The organism is [Ruminococcus] lactaris ATCC 29176 (assembly GCF_025152405.1).
Classification (GTDB): Bacteria; Bacillota; Clostridia; order Lachnospirales; family Lachnospiraceae; genus Mediterraneibacter; species Mediterraneibacter lactaris.
The window spans coordinates 2,327,015-2,345,062 of the sequence record NZ_CP102292.1 but is presented as its reverse complement, the minus strand read 5'-3'; the positions used below and the strand labels follow the sequence as shown (position 1 = coordinate 2,345,062).

Sequence of the window (18,048 nt, the reverse complement as noted above, 5' to 3'; positions counted from 1 at the left end):
GACAGGCAGCAGGATGAGCGGAAGCTCACTAAGATCAAAAAGATTAAATTAAGAAAATATGGAGGATATTTAAAATGGCTAAATTGACAACAGCTGAAATGATCGAAGCGATCAAAGAGTTATCAGTATTAGAGTTAAACGAGCTTGTAAAAGCATGTGAAGAAGAATTCGGCGTATCTGCAGCAGCAGGCGTTGTAGTTGCAGCAGCAGCAGACGGAGCTGGAGCAGCAGAGAAAGATGAGTTCGACGTAGAGCTTACATCTGCAGGAGCTTCTAAGGTTAAAGTTATCAAGGTTGTTCGTGAAGTAACAGGTCTTGGACTGAAAGAAGCAAAAGAGCTTGTTGACGGAGCACCGAAGGTAATCAAGGAAGCTGTTTCTAAGGCAGAGGCTGAGGAACTTAAGGCTAAACTTGAGGAGCAGGGAGCAGAAGTTACTCTGAAATAATTATTTCGGGAACTGAATGCAGTGGACCGCAGAAGATAAAATGCTTCTGCGGTCTTTTAGATTAAAAACCATACTTTTCATCATTTGAAAAAGATCGGCATGATATCATATCTGTCGAAAAAAGTCAAGAAAAAGTGTAAAAAAGTATGAATATCTTGTTGACAATGAAAAGAGCTGTGTGATATAGTAGAAAATGCGCTATTGTGGAAAGGTATGCCATATAGTACAGGTTTTTACTGTCGCATGGCTCTTTCTGCTTATAAAATACTGGAACTCGACAAAGGCAGATAATTGCCTGCAAAATCAATATATGTATGAGGAGTGAAACGTCAATGGAGAAAAACAGAATTCGTCCCATCAAAACCGGAAAAAGCTTCCGCATGAGCTATTCCAGGCAGGAAGAAGTATTGGAGATGCCCAACCTCATTGAAGTTCAGAAGGATTCCTACAAGTGGTTTCTGGATGAAGGCCTCAAAGAGGTATTCGACGATATTTCCCCGATCGCTGACTACAGTGGTCATCTGAGTCTGGAGTTTGTGGATTTTACACTCTGCGAAGATGATGTAAAGTACACGATCGATGAGTGTAAGGAGAGAGATGCAACTTATGCGGCACCTCTGAAGGTCAGAGTAAGGCTTTATAATAAGGAAAATGATGAGATCAACGAGCATGAGATCTTTATGGGAGATCTTCCGCTGATGACAAAGACAGGTACATTTGTTATCAATGGTGCAGAGCGAGTTATCGTCAGCCAGCTCGTGCGTTCCCCTGGTATCTACTATGGAATCGCACATGATAAGTTTGGTAAAAAGCTTTATTCCGCAACCGTGATTCCGAACCGTGGTGCATGGCTTGAGTATGAGACAGACTCCAATGACGTGTTCTATGTACGTGTTGACCGTACGAGAAAAGTGCCGATCACAGTTCTGATCCGTGCACTTGGAATCGGTACCAATGCAGAGATCATCGATTTATTCGGTGAAGAGCCAAAGATCCTTGCCAGTTTCACAAAGGATACTTCCGAGAGTTATCAGGAAGGTCTGTTAGAGCTGTATAAGAAGATCCGTCCGGGTGAGCCGCTTGCAGTGGACAGTGCAGAGAGCCTGATCACGAGTATGTTCTTTGATCCGAGACGTTATGATCTCGCAAAGGTCGGACGTTATAAATTCAATAAAAAACTGAACCTGAAGAACCGTGTAACAGGTCAGGTACTCGCTGAAGATGTGGTCAGTGCCGTGACAGGTGAAGTAGTTGCGGAAAAAGGCACAAAGATCACCCGTGAGCTTGCCGGTATGATTCAGAACAGTGCAGCTCCGTATATCTGGGTAGAGGGAGAAGACGAATCCAGAAATATTAAAGTATTATCAAATCTGATGGTAGATCTTCAGTCTGTTGTCGATATTGATCCGGCAGAGGTTGGAGTGACAGAGCAGGTTTATTACCCGGTACTTGCAGGTATCATCGAAGAGTCCGCAGGAGATGTGGATGAGATGAAAAGGATGATCAAGAGAGATCTCCATGACCTGATCCCGAAGCACATTACAAAAGAAGATATTCTTGCATCCATCAATTACAATATGCATCTTGAGTATGGCATGGGTAATGATGATGATATCGACCATCTGGGTAACAGACGTATCCGTGCGGTAGGAGAGCTTCTTCAGAACCAGTACAGAATCGGTCTTTCCAGAATGGAGAGAGTTGTCCGCGAAAGAATGACAACGCAGGATCAGGATGGTATTTCACCACAGTCCCTGATCAATATCAAGCCGGTAACTGCAGCGGTGAAAGAGTTCTTTGGATCTTCCCAGTTGTCCCAGTTCATGGATCAGAACAACCCGCTTGGTGAGCTGACTCATAAGAGACGTCTGTCAGCACTTGGTCCTGGAGGACTTTCCAGAGACCGTGCCGGATTCGAGGTTCGTGACGTTCACTACTCCCATTATGGAAGAATGTGTCCGATCGAGACTCCTGAGGGTCCTAACATCGGTCTGATCAACTCTCTTGCATGTTACGCAAGAATCAATGAATATGGATTTATTGAGGCTCCATACCGTAAGGTTGACAAGTCTGACCCGATGAATCCGGTCGTTACAGATGAAGTTGTATACATGACTGCTGATGAAGAGGATAATTACCATGTAGCACAGGCAAATACTCCTCTTGATGAAGAAGGCCATTTCATTAATAAGAACGTATCCGGTCGTTACCGTGAGGAGACACAGGATTACGAAAGAAATAAATTTGATTATATGGACGTATCACCTAAGCAGGTGTTCTCCGTGGCTACTGCACTGATTCCGTTCCTTCAGAATGACGATGCGAACCGTGCATTGATGGGATCCAACATGCAGCGTCAGGCAGTACCGCTTCTTACGACAGAAGCTCCGGTAGTCGGAACAGGTATGGAAGTGAAATCTGCGGTTGACTCAGGTGTTGCTGAAGTTGCAGAGCAGGCCGGTGTCGTTGAAAGTTCTACATCCACAAGCATCACGATCCGCCATGATGACGGAACAAAGAAGACATACAAACTGACAAAATTCCAGAGAAGTAACCAGAGTAACTGCTACAACCAGAGACCGATCGTCGATAAGGGTGAGCGTGTGGAAGCAGGACAGGTTATCGCTGACGGACCGTCAACATCCGGCGGAGAGATGGCTCTTGGTAAGAACCCGTTGATCGGATTCATGACCTGGGAAGGTTATAACTACGAGGATGCCGTTCTTTTAAGTGAAAGACTGGTTCAGGAAGATGTTTATACATCCGTTCATATTGAAGAGTATGAAGCAGAAGCAAGAGATACAAAGCTCGGACCTGAAGAGATCACGAGAGATATTCCGGGTGTCGGTGATGATGCACTGAAAGATCTGGATGAAAGAGGAATTATCCGTATCGGTGCAGAGGTACGTGCCGGAGATATCCTTGTCGGAAAGGTAACTCCAAAGGGAGAGACAGAGCTGACTGCCGAGGAGAGACTGCTTCGTGCAATCTTCGGTGAGAAAGCACGTGAGGTAAGAGATACATCTCTGAAAGTACCTCATGGAGAATATGGTATTGTAGTGGATGCCAAAGTATTTACCAGAGAGAATGGTGATGAGCTGTCTCCGGGAGTAAATCAGGCAGTCCGTATCTATATTGCACAGAAGAGAAAGATTTCTGTTGGTGATAAGATGGCCGGACGACATGGTAACAAGGGTGTCGTTTCCCGTGTCCTTCCTGTAGAAGATATGCCGTTCCTTCCGAACGGACGCCCGCTGGACATCGTGCTGAACCCGCTGGGTGTGCCTTCACGTATGAACATCGGACAGGTGCTGGAGATCCACTTAAGTCTTGCAGCAAAAGCACTGGGATTCAATGTATCAACTCCTGTATTCGCAGGTGCGAACGAGAATGACATCATGGATACACTGGATCTGGCAAATGATTATGTAAACCTTGAATGGGAAGAGTTTGAAAAGAAGCATGGTGAGGAGCTTCGTCCGGAAGTACTGCAGTTCCTTTCAGAGAATAGAGCCCACAGAGAGCTTTGGAAAGGTGTGCCGCTTTCAAGAGACGGAAAGGTTCGTCTGCGTGACGGACGTACCGGAGAGTACTTCGACAGTCCGGTAACGATTGGACATATGCATTACCTGAAGCTGCATCACCTGGTAGATGATAAGATCCATGCACGTTCTACAGGTCCTTACTCTCTTGTAACGCAGCAGCCGCTGGGAGGAAAAGCCCAGTTCGGTGGACAGCGTTTCGGAGAGATGGAGGTATGGGCATTGGAGGCTTATGGTGCATCTTATACACTGCAGGAGATCCTGACAGTGAAGTCGGACGACGTTGTAGGACGTGTGAAGACTTACGAGGCAATCATCAAAGGAGAAAATATTCCTGAACCGGGTGTTCCTGAATCCTTCAAGGTTCTCCTGAAAGAACTTCAGTCTCTTGCACTGGATGTCCGCGTATTACGTGATGACAATACAGAGGTCAAGATCATGGAGAGTGTTGATTATGGCGAGACAGATCTGCGTCATATCATCGAGGGAGACAGAAGATACCGTGATGAAAATGAATCGTTCAGAGATCATGGATTTACGGAGCAGGAATTTGTTGGTGAGGAACTTGAGAACGTAGAGCCGGAAGAGGAAGACCCGGACGACAGCGATCTTGAGAACTTAAGTTTTGATGATGACTACCTGGGTGAGGAATAATAAGGAGGAGCCGTTTTTATGCCAAATAACAATGAACAACAATACGAACCGTTAACATTTGATGCGATAAAGATCGGCCTGGCTTCACCTGAAAAGATCATGGAATGGTCAAAAGGTGAGGTTACGAAGCCGGAGACAATCAACTACAGAACACTGAAACCGGAAAAAGACGGACTTTTCTGTGAGAGAATCTTCGGACCAAGTAAAGACTGGGAGTGCCACTGTGGAAAGTACAAAAAGATCCGTTATAAAGGTGTCGTGTGCGACCGCTGTGGTGTTGAGGTAACAAAGGCAAGTGTCCGCCGTGAGCGTATGGGTCATATCGCTCTGGCGGCACCGGTATCGCATATCTGGTATTTCAAGGGCATCCCGAGCCGTATGGGTCTGATCCTTGATATCTCTCCGAGAACTCTGGAGAGAGTCCTGTATTTCGCTTCTTATATTGTGCTTGACAAAGGCGAGACAAATCTTGCCTACAAGCAGGTGCTTTCTGAAGCAGAATACCAGGAAGCAAAAGAAAAATATGGAAGAAATGCATTCCGTGTAGGGATGGGTGCAGAATCCATTAAGGAACTTCTTGAGTCCATCGACCTTGAGAAGGAATATGCAGAACTTCAGGCAGGACTGGAGAATGCGACAGGACAGAAACGTGCGAGAATCGTAAAGCGTCTGGAAGTTGTAGAAGCATTCCGCGAGTCCGGCAACAGACCGGAGTGGATGATCCTTACAGCAATCCCGGTTATCCCACCGGATCTGCGTCCTATGGTACAGCTTGATGGTGGACGTTTCGCTACATCTGACCTGAATGATCTGTACAGAAGGATCATCAACAGAAATAACCGTCTGAAGAGACTCCTTGAGCTGGGAGCACCGGACATTATCGTAAGAAACGAGAAGCGTATGCTTCAGGAAGCTGTTGACGCACTGATCGACAACGGCCGTCGTGGACGCCCGGTAACAGGACCTGGTAACAGAGCATTGAAGTCTCTGTCTGATATGCTGAAAGGTAAGTCCGGACGTTTCCGTCAGAACCTGCTTGGTAAGCGTGTTGACTATTCAGGACGTTCTGTTATCGTCGTTGGACCGGAACTGAAGATCTATCAGTGTGGTCTGCCGAAAGAGATGGCAATCGAGCTGTTCAAACCATTTGTTATGAAAGAACTTGTAGCAAACGGAACAGCACATAATATTAAAAATGCAAAGAAGATGGTTGAGAGACTTCAGCCGGAGGTATGGGATGTGCTTGAAGATGTGATCAAGGAGCATCCGGTTATGCTGAACCGTGCCCCCACACTGCACAGACTTGGTATCCAGGCATTTGAGCCGATCCTTGTAGAAGGTAAGGCGATCAAGCTTCATCCGCTGGTATGTACGGCTTACAATGCCGACTTCGATGGAGACCAGATGGCTGTCCATGTACCACTGTCACAGGAAGCACAGGCAGAGTGCCGTTTCCTGCTCCTTTCACCGAACAACCTGCTGAAGCCGTCTGATGGTGGTCCGGTAGCTGTTCCTTCACAGGATATGGTACTTGGTATTTACTATCTGACTCAGTTAAGACCGGGATCAAAGGGCGAGGGCATGTTCTTCAAGAGCGTGAACGAGGCAATTCTTGCTTATGAGAATGGATATATCACACTGCACTCACAGATCAAGGTGCGTGTGGCAAAGACTCTTCCAAATGGAGAAGAGATGACCGGAATTATTGATGCAACACTGGGACGTCTTCTCTTTAATGAGATCATTCCTCAGGATCTTGGTTTCGTAGACCGTGAGGTTGAGGGAAATGAACTGAAGATGGAGATCGACTTCCATGTTGGTAAGAAGCAGCTCAAGCAGATCCTTGAGAAAGTAATCAATACACATGGGGCTACAGCAACTGCAGAAGTACTGGATGATGTAAAAGCCATCGGATATAAGTTCTCTACAAGAGCGGCAATGACTGTATCGATTTCCGATATGACTGTACCACCGCAGAAGCCTGAGATGATCGCAAAAGCTCAGGAAACTGTAGACCGTATTACAAAGAACTACAAGCGTGGTCTTATCACAGAGGAAGAGCGTTATAAAGAAGTTGTTGAGACATGGAAAGCAACCGATGATATGCTGACAGAGGCACTGCTGACAGGTCTTGATAAGTATAATAATATCTTCATGATGGCAGACTCAGGAGCCCGTGGATCTGATAAGCAGATCAAGCAGCTTGCCGGTATGCGTGGACTGATGGCTGATACAACCGGTCGTACGATCGAGCTGCCTATCAAGTCAAACTTCCGTGAAGGTCTTGACGTACTGGAGTATTTCATGTCTGCCCACGGAGCCAGAAAGGGAATGGCAGATACTGCTCTTCGTACAGCCGATTCAGGATACCTGACAAGACGTCTTGTAGACGTATCACAGGAACTGATCATTCACGATACAGACTGCGTAAAACCGGGTCAGCCGATTCCGGGAATGTATGTATCTGCATTCATGGATGGAAATGAAGAGATCGAAAGTCTTCAGGAACGTATTACAGGACGTTTCTCTGCAGAAGACATTAAAGATAAAGATGGTAATGTCATTGTAAAGGCAAACCATATGATTACTCCACGCCGTGCTGAGCGTGTGATGAAGAAGGGCGTTGACGAGAACGGAAATGCACTTGAGCAGGTTAAGATCCGTACAATCCTTACCTGTAAGTGTAAGAGTGGTGTATGCTCCAGATGTTATGGTGCGAACATGGCAACAGGAGAAGCCGTACAGGTTGGTGAGGCAGTCGGAATTATGGCAGCACAGTCCATCGGAGAGCCAGGTACACAGCTTACCATGCGTACATTCCATAACGGTGGAGTTGCCGGAGACGATATCACTCAGGGTCTTCCTCGTGTCGAGGAGCTTTTTGAGGCAAGAAAGCCGAAGGGACTTGCAATCATCACAGAGTTTGCCGGACGTGCAACGATCAGTGATACAAAGAAAAAGCGTGAAGTTATTGTTACAAATGAAGAGACAGGCGAATCAAAAGCTTACCTTATCCCTTATGGATCTCGTATTAAGATCCAGGACGGAGCAATGCTCGGTGCCGGAGATGAGCTTACAGAAGGTAGTGTAAATCCACATGACATCCTGAAGATCAAAGGCCTTCGTGCAGCACAGGACTACATGCTTCAGGAAGTACAGCGTGTATACCGTCTGCAGGGTGTTGAGATCAATGATAAGCATATCGAGGTCATCGTTCGTCAGATGCTGAAGAAGATCCGAATCGAGGAGAAGGGTGATACAGAGTTCCTGCCGGGAACAATGGTAGACGTCCTTGAATTCGAGGAAGTCAACGAGCAGCTTGTTGCAGAAGGAAAAGAGCCGGCTACCGGTGAGCAGATCATGCTTGGTATCACCAAGGCATCTCTTGCTACAGAATCCTTCCTTTCAGCCGCTTCTTTCCAGGAGACAACAAAGGTTCTGACAGAGGCAGCAATCAAGGGTAAAGTTGACCACCTTGTAGGTCTGAAGGAGAACGTTATCATCGGTAAGCATATTCCTGCCGGAACAGGTATGAAGAAGTACCGTGATGTAAAATTAAATACAGATCTTCAGATGGAAGATGAACTGGATCTTGATGATGAGATCAGCCTGGAAGATTTAGATGCAGATCTGGATCTGAACGAAGAGATTGATCTTGAAAATACAGAAGAGACAGCCGGAGAAAGTGATGCCGCAGAGGAAGTATCAGAAAAAGCAGATACGACTGAAGAATAAGCATTACAGGAAACTCTCTGAATAAAAATTATAAGGAACCTGTTGTTCCCCTGCTTTCGGGCAGAGGAGCAGCAGGTTTTTTCGTTGAGGGGAATACGAAGTGTTTTTCTGACAGGTGAATCGCTGGAAGGGAAATGTGCAAAATTGGCAGAAAAATGTCGAATATCAGAAAGAAAATATCGGAAAGATACATAAAACCACTTCCTGAATCTAAAAAATATTAATAATACTGTTAAATATATATATAAAAAATCAATGAATCATAAAAATTTTAATAAAAAATCCAAAAATATTCTATTCTTTCAAAGGAAAGAGATGCTTATAATAAGCTTAGTCAATGAAGCAAGACGAAAATCTAAAAATAGGAGGACATGTAATTATGAATAAGAAAAGATTTTTAGCTGCATTAGCTGTGGCAACACTTGCTTTCTCAATGGTCGGATGTGGTTCATCAGGTGGTGGAGATTCAAAAGGATCAGACAGTGGCGTAGCAAATAAAGACAAGCCGCTTTGCTGGTTCAACCGTCAGCCATCCAACAGCTCAACAGGAGAGCTTGACAAAGAAGCACTCAGCTTCAACGATGATACATATTATGTAGGATTCGATGCTAATCAGGGTGCTGAACTTCAGGGCGAGATGGTACTTGATTATATCAAAGAGAACGCAGCTAAGATGGACCGTAACGGAGACGGTGTGATCGGATACGTTCTTGCAATTGGAGATATCGGACATAACGATTCTATCGCACGTACACGTGGTGTCCGTTCCGCTCTTGGAACAGGCGTAGAGGCAAGCGGAACTGTTGATTCTACACCGGCAGGAACAAACGTAGATGGATCATCCAAGGTTGTACAGGATGCAACGATCGAAGTTGACGGAAAGAAATATACAATCCGTGAGCTTGCTTCTCAGGAGATGAAGAACTCCGCAGGAGCTACATGGGATGCTGCTACAGCAGGTAACGCAATCGGAACATGGACAGCTTCCTTTGGAGATCAGATTGATGTAGTTGTTTCTAATAATGATGGTATGGGAATGTCAATGTTCAATGCATGGGCAAAAGACAACAAAGTTCCTACATTCGGATATGATGCAAATAGTGATGCAGTTGCAGCAATCGCAGAAGGATACGGCGGAACAATTTCCCAGCATGCAGACGTACAGGCTTACCTGACACTGAGAGTACTTCGTAATGCACTGGATGGTGTAGATGTTGATACAGGTATCGGAACTCCTGATGATGCAGGAAACTGCCTGACAGAGGGTGAAGATTACAGATACAGTGAGGAAGAGAGATCCTACTACGCATTGAACGTAGCTGTAACAGCAGATAACTATCAGGACTTCACAGATTCCACAAAGGTTTACGACAAAGTTTCTAACCAGTTGGATGAGAGCAAGAGTCCATCTAAGAAAGTATGGCTTGATATCTACAATGCTTCAGATAACTTCTTAAGTTCTACATATCAGCCACTGCTGCAGAACTATGATGACCTCCTGAACCTGAAAGTAGATTACATCGGTGGTGATGGACAGACAGAGTCCAACATTACAAATCGTCTTGGAAACCCAGGAGAGTATGATGCATTTGCAATCAACATGGTTAAGACAGATAACGCATCATCTTACACATCAATTCTCTCAAAGTAAACTAATTGTTTTAAAGTAAAATGATTTAACTCAGAGGGGTGTCAGATAAAAATGATACCCTTCTTTTACTAAGAAAAGGAAGTAGAGATATGGCAGAGGATAAGAACAAATATATCTTATCGATCAATGGCATGAGCAAATCCTTCGGTAGAAATAAGGTGCTGAAGCATATCGACCTGAATGTGAAGCCCGGAACGATCATGGGACTGATGGGTGAGAATGGTGCCGGAAAATCGACGATGATGAAATGTCTCTTCGGAACGTATCAGAAAGACGAAGGGGTTATAATATTAGACGGCAAAGAGGTAAATTTCTCTGGCCCTAAGGAAGCACTTGAAAATGGTGTTGCAATGGTTCATCAGGAGCTGAACCAGTGTCTGGAAAGAAGTGTTATAGACAATTTGTTCCTTGGTCGTTACCCGAAAAATTCACTGGGGGTTGTCGATGAAGGAAGAATGAAAAAGGAAGCATCTGACTTATTCAGAAAGCTTGGAATTACTGTCAACCTGACGCAGCCAATGAAGAGAATGTCAGTATCAAAGCGTCAGATGTGTGAGATCGCAAAAGCAATCTCTTATAATTCCAAGATCATTGTACTGGATGAGCCAACCTCATCACTGACAGCACCGGAAGTTGCCAAGCTTTTCAAGATGATGAGACAACTGAAGGCACAGGGTATTTCCCTGATCTATATCTCACATAAGATGGACGAGATTTTTGAGATCTGTGATGAGATCTCAGTTCTCCGTGATGGTAGTCTGGTTATGACGAAGGAAAGTAAAGACACCAATATGAATGAGTTGATTTCAGCCATGGTTGGTCGTTCTCTTGATAACCGGTTCCCTCCGGTAGACAATACACCTGGAGAGACGGTTCTTTCCGTACAGAACCTTTCTACAAAATATGCACCGAAATTACAGAATATTTCCTTTGATATCAGAAAAGGTGAAATTTTCGGACTGTATGGTCTGGTTGGTGCAGGACGTACCGAGCTGCTTGAGACGATCTTCGGAATGCGTACAAGAGCGGCAGGAAATGTAATCTATAATGGAAAGACGATGAATTTCTCGTCACCAAAAGATGCCATGGATCATGGATTTGCATTGATCACTGAGGAACGAAAAGCGAATGGACTGTTCCTCAAGGCAGATATTACATTTAATACGACAATCGCAAATATGAATCATTATAAAAGTGGAATTGCTCTGTCTCATGACAGTATGGTTCGTGCAACTGCTGAGGAGATCAAGGTCATGCATACAAAATGTATGGGACCGGATGATATGATCTCGAGCCTGTCAGGTGGTAACCAGCAGAAAGCAATTTTTGGAAAATGGCTGGAACGTTCTCCAAATATCTTCATGATGGATGATCCTACCCGAGGTATCGACGTAGGTGCAAAATATGAGATTTACGAACTGATCATCAATATGGCAAAGCAGGGAAAGACGATCATCGTAGTTTCATCTGAGATGCCTGAGATCCTTGGAATTACAAACCGTATCGGTGTTATGTCGAATGGACACCTTGCGGGAATTGTAAATACAAAAGAAACGAATCAGGAAGAATTATTGAGACTTAGTGCGAAATATTTGTAAGAGAGAGGAGCATTGGATATGGCAGACAGAAGTACTATCCTTTCGGCTGATGCAGAAGAAAAGCTTTTACAGCCGATTGAAGAATATGTTGGAAAGATACAGGCACAGATTGATGAACTTCGTGTAGAAGGATCTGACAAAGTCCGCAGCCTGAAAAATCATATTGCCATCGCAAAAGAAGACAAAAATCTGTCAAAAGACGAAAGAGACAGAATGATTGCAAAGGATAAGGCAGACCTTGAAAAGGCAAAAGCCGTAGAAGCATCAAATAAAGATAAAGTTGCCAAATTAGTAAAAGAGGCAGAAGATTATCTCGCACAGCATTATGATAAAGATTACTATGACAAAGTAGCTGCAAGCTGTGCGGCAGAAAAAGCGATTGAAAATGAAGAGTACGAAAAGGTACGTGCCACGATCAAGACAGAGCATGAGCAGAACCTGAAAAAGCTTTCTGCTGCTGAAGATATCAAAGATGAAAAGTATGTATATAAGAACAAGCTTTTCGATGCTGAGATGGCTCACGAGTCAAAACTGCAGGAGATCAAGGACAGAAGACATGATGCATTTGCTCATAAATATCACCTGATCGATCTGCTCCGTATGTCAAAATATACATTCGGACAGAAAATGGCACAGAGATTTGAGAACTACAAATACACATTCAATACAGCACAGTTCCTGTATAAGAATGGTCTGTATATTGTAATTATCCTGATCTTTATTGCATTATGTATCATTACACCAATCGTTAAGAATACGCAGCTGTTCACATACACGAATATCCTGAACATCCTGCAGCAGGCTTCACCTCGAATGTTCCTGGCACTTGGTGTTGCAGGTCTGATCCTCTTAACTGGTACTGACCTTTCCGTAGGACGTATGGTTGGTATGGGTATGGTTACAGCAACGATTATCATGCACAATGGAATTAATACAGGTAGTGTGTTCGGACATATTTTTGATTTCTCTAATATGCCGGCAGCAACCAGAGCAATTCTTGCTTTGCTTGTATGTATTTTATTTACGACTGTATTCTCCTGTATCGCAGGATTTTTCATGGCAAGATTTAAGATGCATCCGTTCATCTCCACAATGGCGAACATGCTGATCATCTTCGGTCTTGTAACTTATGCAACAAAGGGTGTATCTTTCGGTGCGATCGATGCAGCGATCCCGAATATGTTTATTCCACAGATTGGTAGTTTCCCGACGATCATTCTTTGGGCAGTTGTAGCAATTGTAGTTGTATGGTTTATCTGGAACAAGACAACATTTGGTAAGAATCTGTACGCTGTAGGTGGAAACCCGGAGGCAGCAGCAGTTTCAGGTATTTCAGTATTTAAAGTAACTCTTGGAGCATTTATCCTTGCTGGTATCCTTTATGGATTTGGTTCATGGCTTGAGTGTAACAGAATGGTTGGTTCTGGTAGTGCTGCTTATGGACAGGGCTGGGATATGGATGCCATTGCAGCCTGCGTAGTTGGTGGTGTATCATTTACAGGTGGTATTGGTAAGATCTCAGGTGTTGTAACCGGTGTATTGATCTTTACATCCCTTACATACTCTCTTACAATTCTTGGTATTGATACAAACCTTCAGTTCATCTTTGAAGGTATCATCATTCTTGCCGCTGTAACTCTTGACTGTCTGAAATATGTACAGAAGAAATAAGCAACGGTAGCAGAGAGGACGATCATGTAAAAATGAAACTGGCAGAGAATATCTGACCAGTGAGCCGTTCCGGTCAGATGAAAATTGACCGGGGCGGCTTTTTTAATCCCGGAACGGGCAGGGATAAATTCTTTTTAATCAGGGGATTCAGTATGGAACGGTTCTTTGCTATAATAAGAGGCAGTTAGGGAAAGGAAGAAAGGAACTGAAAATGGATAAGTATAAAGTACTTCTTGTTGATGATGAAGAAGAAGCAATAGAGGCGATCAGACTCAAACTGGAATGGGAAACGCTTGGATTTGAAGTGATCGGCAGTGCGAATAACGGGGTAAAAGCACTGGAACTTGTGGAGCGGCTACAGCCGGATGTAGTGATCACAGATATAAAAATGCCTTATATGGACGGACTGGAACTGGCGAGAGCCCTGAATGAGGACTATCAGAATATTCATATTATTATTTTTACCGGATTTGATGAATTTGAATATGCCAAAGAAGCCGTTCATCTGGAGATTGAAGAGTATATGCTCAAGCCGATCAATTCCCAGGAATTGTCGGAGTGCCTGAAAAGGCTGAAAAAGACGCTGGATAATGAACGGGAAGAAAAGTTGAATGTAAAAAAGCTGGAGCATTATTTTAATGCATCACTGCCGATGTTTCAGACCAATTTATTTATCTCATTGATCGAAGGACGGATTACGGAGGCAGATTGTGAAAAATTTCTTGCAGCATATCAGATCCATATGACAGGGCCACTTTTTGGATGTGCTGTCTTTCATACTTCCGAACATCATGTGCCGGAAGGGATGAATGCATTGCTGTTATCCATGTCGGTAGAGCAGGAGATCCGGGAAAGGATCGCAGAGAAATGGAAAAGCCAGATGTTTACTTATCTTGGAAATACAGTGCTTGTGATGGAATTAAATTCAGAAGAGGAAGCGGTTGCGTTTACGGATGATTGCGACAGATTTTGCAGATGGGCGTACAGAGTGATGGGAGCGGTTGTGACAGCCGGGATCGGAAGAGCCTGCGACAGTTTGTTTACGATCAACCAGTCGTATGCAGGAGCGAGAGAAGCGGTGTCTTACCGGGTGCTGTACGGGACACAGAGGGCGATCAACATTGGTGAGATCGCTCCGACAGAGCAGGAGATCTCGGTTCAGTCCGAGGATACCAAGATGCATGCTTTATTCAAGACGATCAACCTTGGAAGCAGGGAAGAGATCGAGAAGGCAGCTCAGAGTGAGATCGAAAAGCTGCACCGGAATGCGAAGACAGTGAGCCAGTACAAGCTGGCAACGATGGAGATGGTTGGGGCATTTTATCGTTTCTGTGCAAATAATTTTATTGACTTTAAAGATTATTGTGCAGAGGTAGAAAATCCTTATGAAAAAGTGCCGGAGATGGATGAAAGTACCCTAAAGGGCTGGCTTGTAAATTCAGCAGTGGCGATCAGTGAAGAACTGAAAAATGCAAGAAATACGACTTCAAGACGTATCGTGGAAGAGGCAAAAGGAATTGTGAGAGACCGGTATATGCAGCCAGATCTTTCCCTGGATACAGTATGTTCGGAGCTGGGAGTATCAAATTCGTATTTTTCATCACTTTTTAAAAAGGAAACGGGAAAGACATTTATTTCCTGGCTGACAGATTACAGAATGGATCATGCAGCAGATCTTATGCTTGAAACCAATGAGAAGAGCTATAAAATTGCGGAACGTGTGGGATATCAGGATGCAAACTATTTCAGTTATGTCTTTAAGAAACGGTTTGGGATGTCACCATCCAAGTATCGGACGGAGCATTAAAGTCGGGGGCTTTTGACCCCGACATCACATAAGAAATGAGATAAGAAAAAGCAGAATGAAGTGGTAAAAGGGGATCGAAGTGAAGAGAAACGATACGAAGAGAAAGGAAAATTATGGATATTCAATAAAATTGCGGATGCAGAGATGGTTTTGTCGGGGAAGGTTTATCAGTTGGGATATTCAGTCAATTATTATGGCTGTACTTACTGCACTGACGATCGTAACCACGGTTCTGATGGGATTCCTGATCTACAGCAGATTTAAAATGGCAATCCGGCAGACAGCGGTTGCGAACACGGAAAGTGTTGTGGAGAGTGCGGTGGACAGGCTGGAGGCAGATTTATTGAACGTCAGACAGATTTCCAATGCAGTCAATTATAATATCATTCAGGAATATGATATATCCAGTCAGGAATTTGAACGTCAGTTCAGTCTGCTTTATGAGATTAATACAGACAAGATCCAGAGCATGGCACTGTATGATAATGAAGGCAATCTGGTGGCGGCAGAACCACTTGTCAACGAGAAAGCGGATGCCGGGGCAGCACAGCAGGACTGGTATCGGAATGCAGCGGATGAGATTGAAAATATTCATTTTTCCTCCCCACATATCCAGAATCTGTTCGAGGATGGAACGTATCGGTATTACTGGGTCATTTCTCTGAGCAGATCGGTGGATATTAACGATAGGGAGAAGCCGGTAAGCGGTGTGTTACTGGTGGATATGAAATATTCCATGATCCGTGAAATTCTGGAACGTATCAACCAGTCTTCGGATGAAGTCTATTATTATCTCTGCAACCGGGATGGCGAAATGATTTATCATCCAAGACAGGCAGAAATTGACAGAGGACTTCTGACAGAGGAAAGTGGACAGATCAAAGAATATGAGGATGGGACGTATGAACTGCCGGTCAATGGGCGGAATGGCTCGGTTGTAGTTGGAAGTATTTCTTATACGGGCTGGCGACTGGTAGGAGTAGTTCCTGACAGTGTTCAGACATCCAAAATTCAGCAGTTCCGGTATTATATTGTCGTGACGACTCTCATTTTCTTCATGATGCTTCTGGGAGTGAACCGCATTGTAGCAAGGAAAATATCAAATCCGATTTTTAAACTGAATGAATCTGTAAAAGCTTACGAGACGGGAAAGACAAAAGATATTTATATTGGAGGATTCTCTGAGATCAGACACCTTGGGTATTCTGTGAAAAAATCCTATGAGCAGATAGAAGTCCTGATGGAAGAAATCATCCGGCAGCAGAATGAAAAGCGGAAAAGTGAGATGGATGCCCTGCAGAGTCAGATCAATCCACATTTCCTGTATAATACGCTGGAATCAATCACATGGATGGTAGAGGCTAACAAAAATGAAGAAGCAGTCTTTATGATATCAGAGCTTGCGAAGCTGCTCAGGATTAGTCTGTCGAAGGGAAGAACCGTCATCAGAATCGCAGATGAGCTGCAACATAGCACAAGTTACATGAATATTCAGAAAGTTCGTTACAAAGACCGTTTTGAGACAGAGTTCCTTATAGAGGAAGAGATAAAAGAATATTGTACGATTAAGCTGATCATCCAGCCAATTCTGGAAAATGCCATTTATTACGGAGTAGGAAATATGGACGAAGATGACGGCGGAAAGATCACAGTCAAAGGAAAAAAGGACGGAAATGATATTTATATTTCTGTTATTGATAATGGAATGGGAATGAGTGAGGAGATTGTAGAGAATCTTCTTTTGGATAATGGAAAGGTACCAAAGCATGGTTCGGGCGTGGGACTGATCAATGTACATACAAGAATCCAGCTTATGTATGGAAAAGAATATGGTTTGAAAATATACAGTGAGCCAGACGAGGGAACGGAAGTTGTAATCCATATTCCTGCAATCCCATTTTCAGAAGAGAACAGAAAAAAACTGGAGGAACAGACTTACAGGAAAGGAGAAGCATATGACGAAAAGAAATAAAATAACTTTCCTGATAGCAGAAGCGTTGCTTGCGGTTCTTGCAGCCTATTTTTTCTACAGTATCTTTCATGGAGATGTGCCACCTAAAAAAGTGGCGGTGATCGTAGAAAATTCAGGAGACAAGAGATGGGACAGCCTGCTTAACGGAATGAAGCAGGCGGCCAAAGTCCAGAATCTGTCGCTGATTATCTGTAATACGGACGAACAGGAAAGCTCTGAGGATGAGCAGGAGATGATCCGGGAGCAGTTGGAGAATGACGTAGATGCATTTATTATCAACCCTGCTCCGGGACAGGATACGAAGCAGGTTTTAGAGCAGTTGCAGGGAACGAAACCGTTTGTGCTGATCACGCAGGATATTTACAGTTATGAAGCGGATGCCGCCTCTTCATTTGTAACAGTCAAGCCGGATAACTATAAAATGGGGCAGGAACTGGCAGAGCAGATGTTGAAAAATACATCCGGTCTTATGAATGGAAAGCGAATCGGAGTTGTAGCAGGAAATGCAAGGACTGAAGAAAGCAGGAACCGTGTCAGAGGATTCTGTGAGGTGATGGAAGCCGGAGGTGGCAGGATCATATGGAAGTATAATCAGGAGAGCAAGGAAGATGCCGGTGAAATATTGAAAGCGAAAGAAAAAGTAGATTATCTGGCAGTCCTCGATCCATATATTCTGGATGAAGTAGGAGAAAAGGCAGAAAATGGGTTCTATAGCGGAGCAGAAATTTACGGGATTGGGACAAGTATCAAAGCCTTTTCGCTGTTGGATGCAGGAAAGATACAATGCCTGATCGTGCCGGATCTGTATGAGGTCGGATATGAAAGCATGAATGAGATTGCCAGTAAGTTAAAAAATTCCTGGTATCAGATGGAAAGTCATGAAACAGAAATACAGGTAGTTTACAAAAAAGATTTATTTTCGGAAGATATAGAAAGGTTTTTGTATTCTTATGAGTAGAAAAAAGAGAAGAA

General features: G+C 43.9%; 9 protein-coding genes. All 9 read left to right on the top strand.

Features of this window, described 5'->3' with window-relative positions; translation table 11 throughout:
• The first annotated feature begins 74 nt into the window (after nucleotides 1-74).
• The 9 genes from rplL to NQ541_RS10820 all read left to right on the top strand — a co-directional run bounded on the left by rplL (nucleotide 75) and on the right by NQ541_RS10820 (nucleotide 18,034).
• Nucleotides 75-446, top strand: coding sequence for a 50S ribosomal protein L7/L12 (gene rplL / locus NQ541_RS10860; protein WP_005609034.1), 372 nt, complete (start codon nucleotides 75-77; stop codon nucleotides 444-446).
• A gap of 332 nt (nucleotides 447-778) precedes the next feature.
• The gene (gene rpoB, locus NQ541_RS10855) at nucleotides 779-4,642 is read left to right on the top strand and encodes a DNA-directed RNA polymerase subunit beta (RefSeq protein WP_005609031.1); all 3,864 of its coding nucleotides are present in this window, start codon (nucleotides 779-781) and stop codon (nucleotides 4,640-4,642) included.
• A gap of 18 nt (nucleotides 4,643-4,660) precedes the next feature.
• Complete coding sequence (gene rpoC, locus NQ541_RS10850) at nucleotides 4,661-8,377, top strand: DNA-directed RNA polymerase subunit beta' (protein WP_005609029.1); 3,717 nt, start codon at nucleotides 4,661-4,663, stop codon at nucleotides 8,375-8,377.
• Between the two features lie 379 nt (nucleotides 8,378-8,756).
• Nucleotides 8,757-10,028 carry a substrate-binding domain-containing protein gene (locus NQ541_RS10845; RefSeq protein ID WP_023920780.1) on the top strand — a complete coding sequence of 424 codons (1,272 nt, stop codon included), beginning with the start codon at nucleotides 8,757-8,759 and terminating at the stop codon, nucleotides 10,026-10,028.
• An 89-nt stretch (nucleotides 10,029-10,117) separates the two neighbouring features.
• On the top strand, nucleotides 10,118-11,626 hold the full coding sequence (locus NQ541_RS10840; RefSeq protein WP_023920782.1) for a sugar ABC transporter ATP-binding protein: 1,509 nt from the start codon (nucleotides 10,118-10,120) through the stop codon (nucleotides 11,624-11,626).
• Nucleotides 11,627-11,644: 18 nt separating this feature from the next.
• Complete coding sequence (locus NQ541_RS10835; RefSeq protein ID WP_005609026.1) at nucleotides 11,645-13,297, top strand: galactose/methyl galactoside ABC transporter permease MglC; 1,653 nt, start codon at nucleotides 11,645-11,647, stop codon at nucleotides 13,295-13,297.
• Nucleotides 13,298-13,508: 211 nt separating this feature from the next.
• Nucleotides 13,509-15,104: a response regulator gene (locus NQ541_RS10830; protein ID WP_005609024.1), complete on the top strand. Its 1,596-nt coding sequence runs from the start codon at nucleotides 13,509-13,511 to the stop codon at nucleotides 15,102-15,104.
• 136 nt (nucleotides 15,105-15,240) lie between these two features.
• Nucleotides 15,241-17,076 (top strand): cache domain-containing sensor histidine kinase, encoded by a 1,836-nt coding sequence (locus NQ541_RS10825; protein WP_044940014.1) that lies wholly within the window; start codon nucleotides 15,241-15,243, stop codon nucleotides 17,074-17,076.
• Nucleotides 17,060-18,034 carry a sugar ABC transporter substrate-binding protein gene (locus NQ541_RS10820; RefSeq protein ID WP_005609022.1) on the top strand — a complete coding sequence of 325 codons (975 nt, stop codon included), beginning with the start codon at nucleotides 17,060-17,062 and terminating at the stop codon, nucleotides 18,032-18,034. The genes NQ541_RS10825 and NQ541_RS10820 overlap by 17 nt, the downstream gene beginning before the upstream one ends.
• Nucleotides 18,035-18,048 lie beyond the last annotated feature (14 nt).

Excerpts from the sequence above, each read along its gene's own strand:
- rplL (WP_005609034.1), top strand. The coding sequence starts at position 75 with ATGGCTAAATTGACAACAGCTGAAATGATCGAAGCGATCAAAGAGTTA.
- rpoB (WP_005609031.1), top strand. The coding sequence starts at position 779 with ATGGAGAAAAACAGAATTCGTCCCATCAAAACCGGAAAAAGCTTCCGC.
- rpoC (WP_005609029.1), top strand. The coding sequence starts at position 4,661 with ATGCCAAATAACAATGAACAACAATACGAACCGTTAACATTTGATGCG.
- NQ541_RS10845 (WP_023920780.1), top strand. The coding sequence starts at position 8,757 with ATGAATAAGAAAAGATTTTTAGCTGCATTAGCTGTGGCAACACTTGCT.
- NQ541_RS10840 (WP_023920782.1), top strand. The coding sequence starts at position 10,118 with ATGGCAGAGGATAAGAACAAATATATCTTATCGATCAATGGCATGAGC.
- NQ541_RS10835 (WP_005609026.1), top strand. The coding sequence starts at position 11,645 with ATGGCAGACAGAAGTACTATCCTTTCGGCTGATGCAGAAGAAAAGCTT.
- NQ541_RS10830 (WP_005609024.1), top strand. The coding sequence starts at position 13,509 with ATGGATAAGTATAAAGTACTTCTTGTTGATGATGAAGAAGAAGCAATA.
- NQ541_RS10825 (WP_044940014.1), top strand. The coding sequence starts at position 15,241 with ATGCAGAGATGGTTTTGTCGGGGAAGGTTTATCAGTTGGGATATTCAG.
- NQ541_RS10820 (WP_005609022.1), top strand. The coding sequence starts at position 17,060 with ATGACGAAAAGAAATAAAATAACTTTCCTGATAGCAGAAGCGTTGCTT.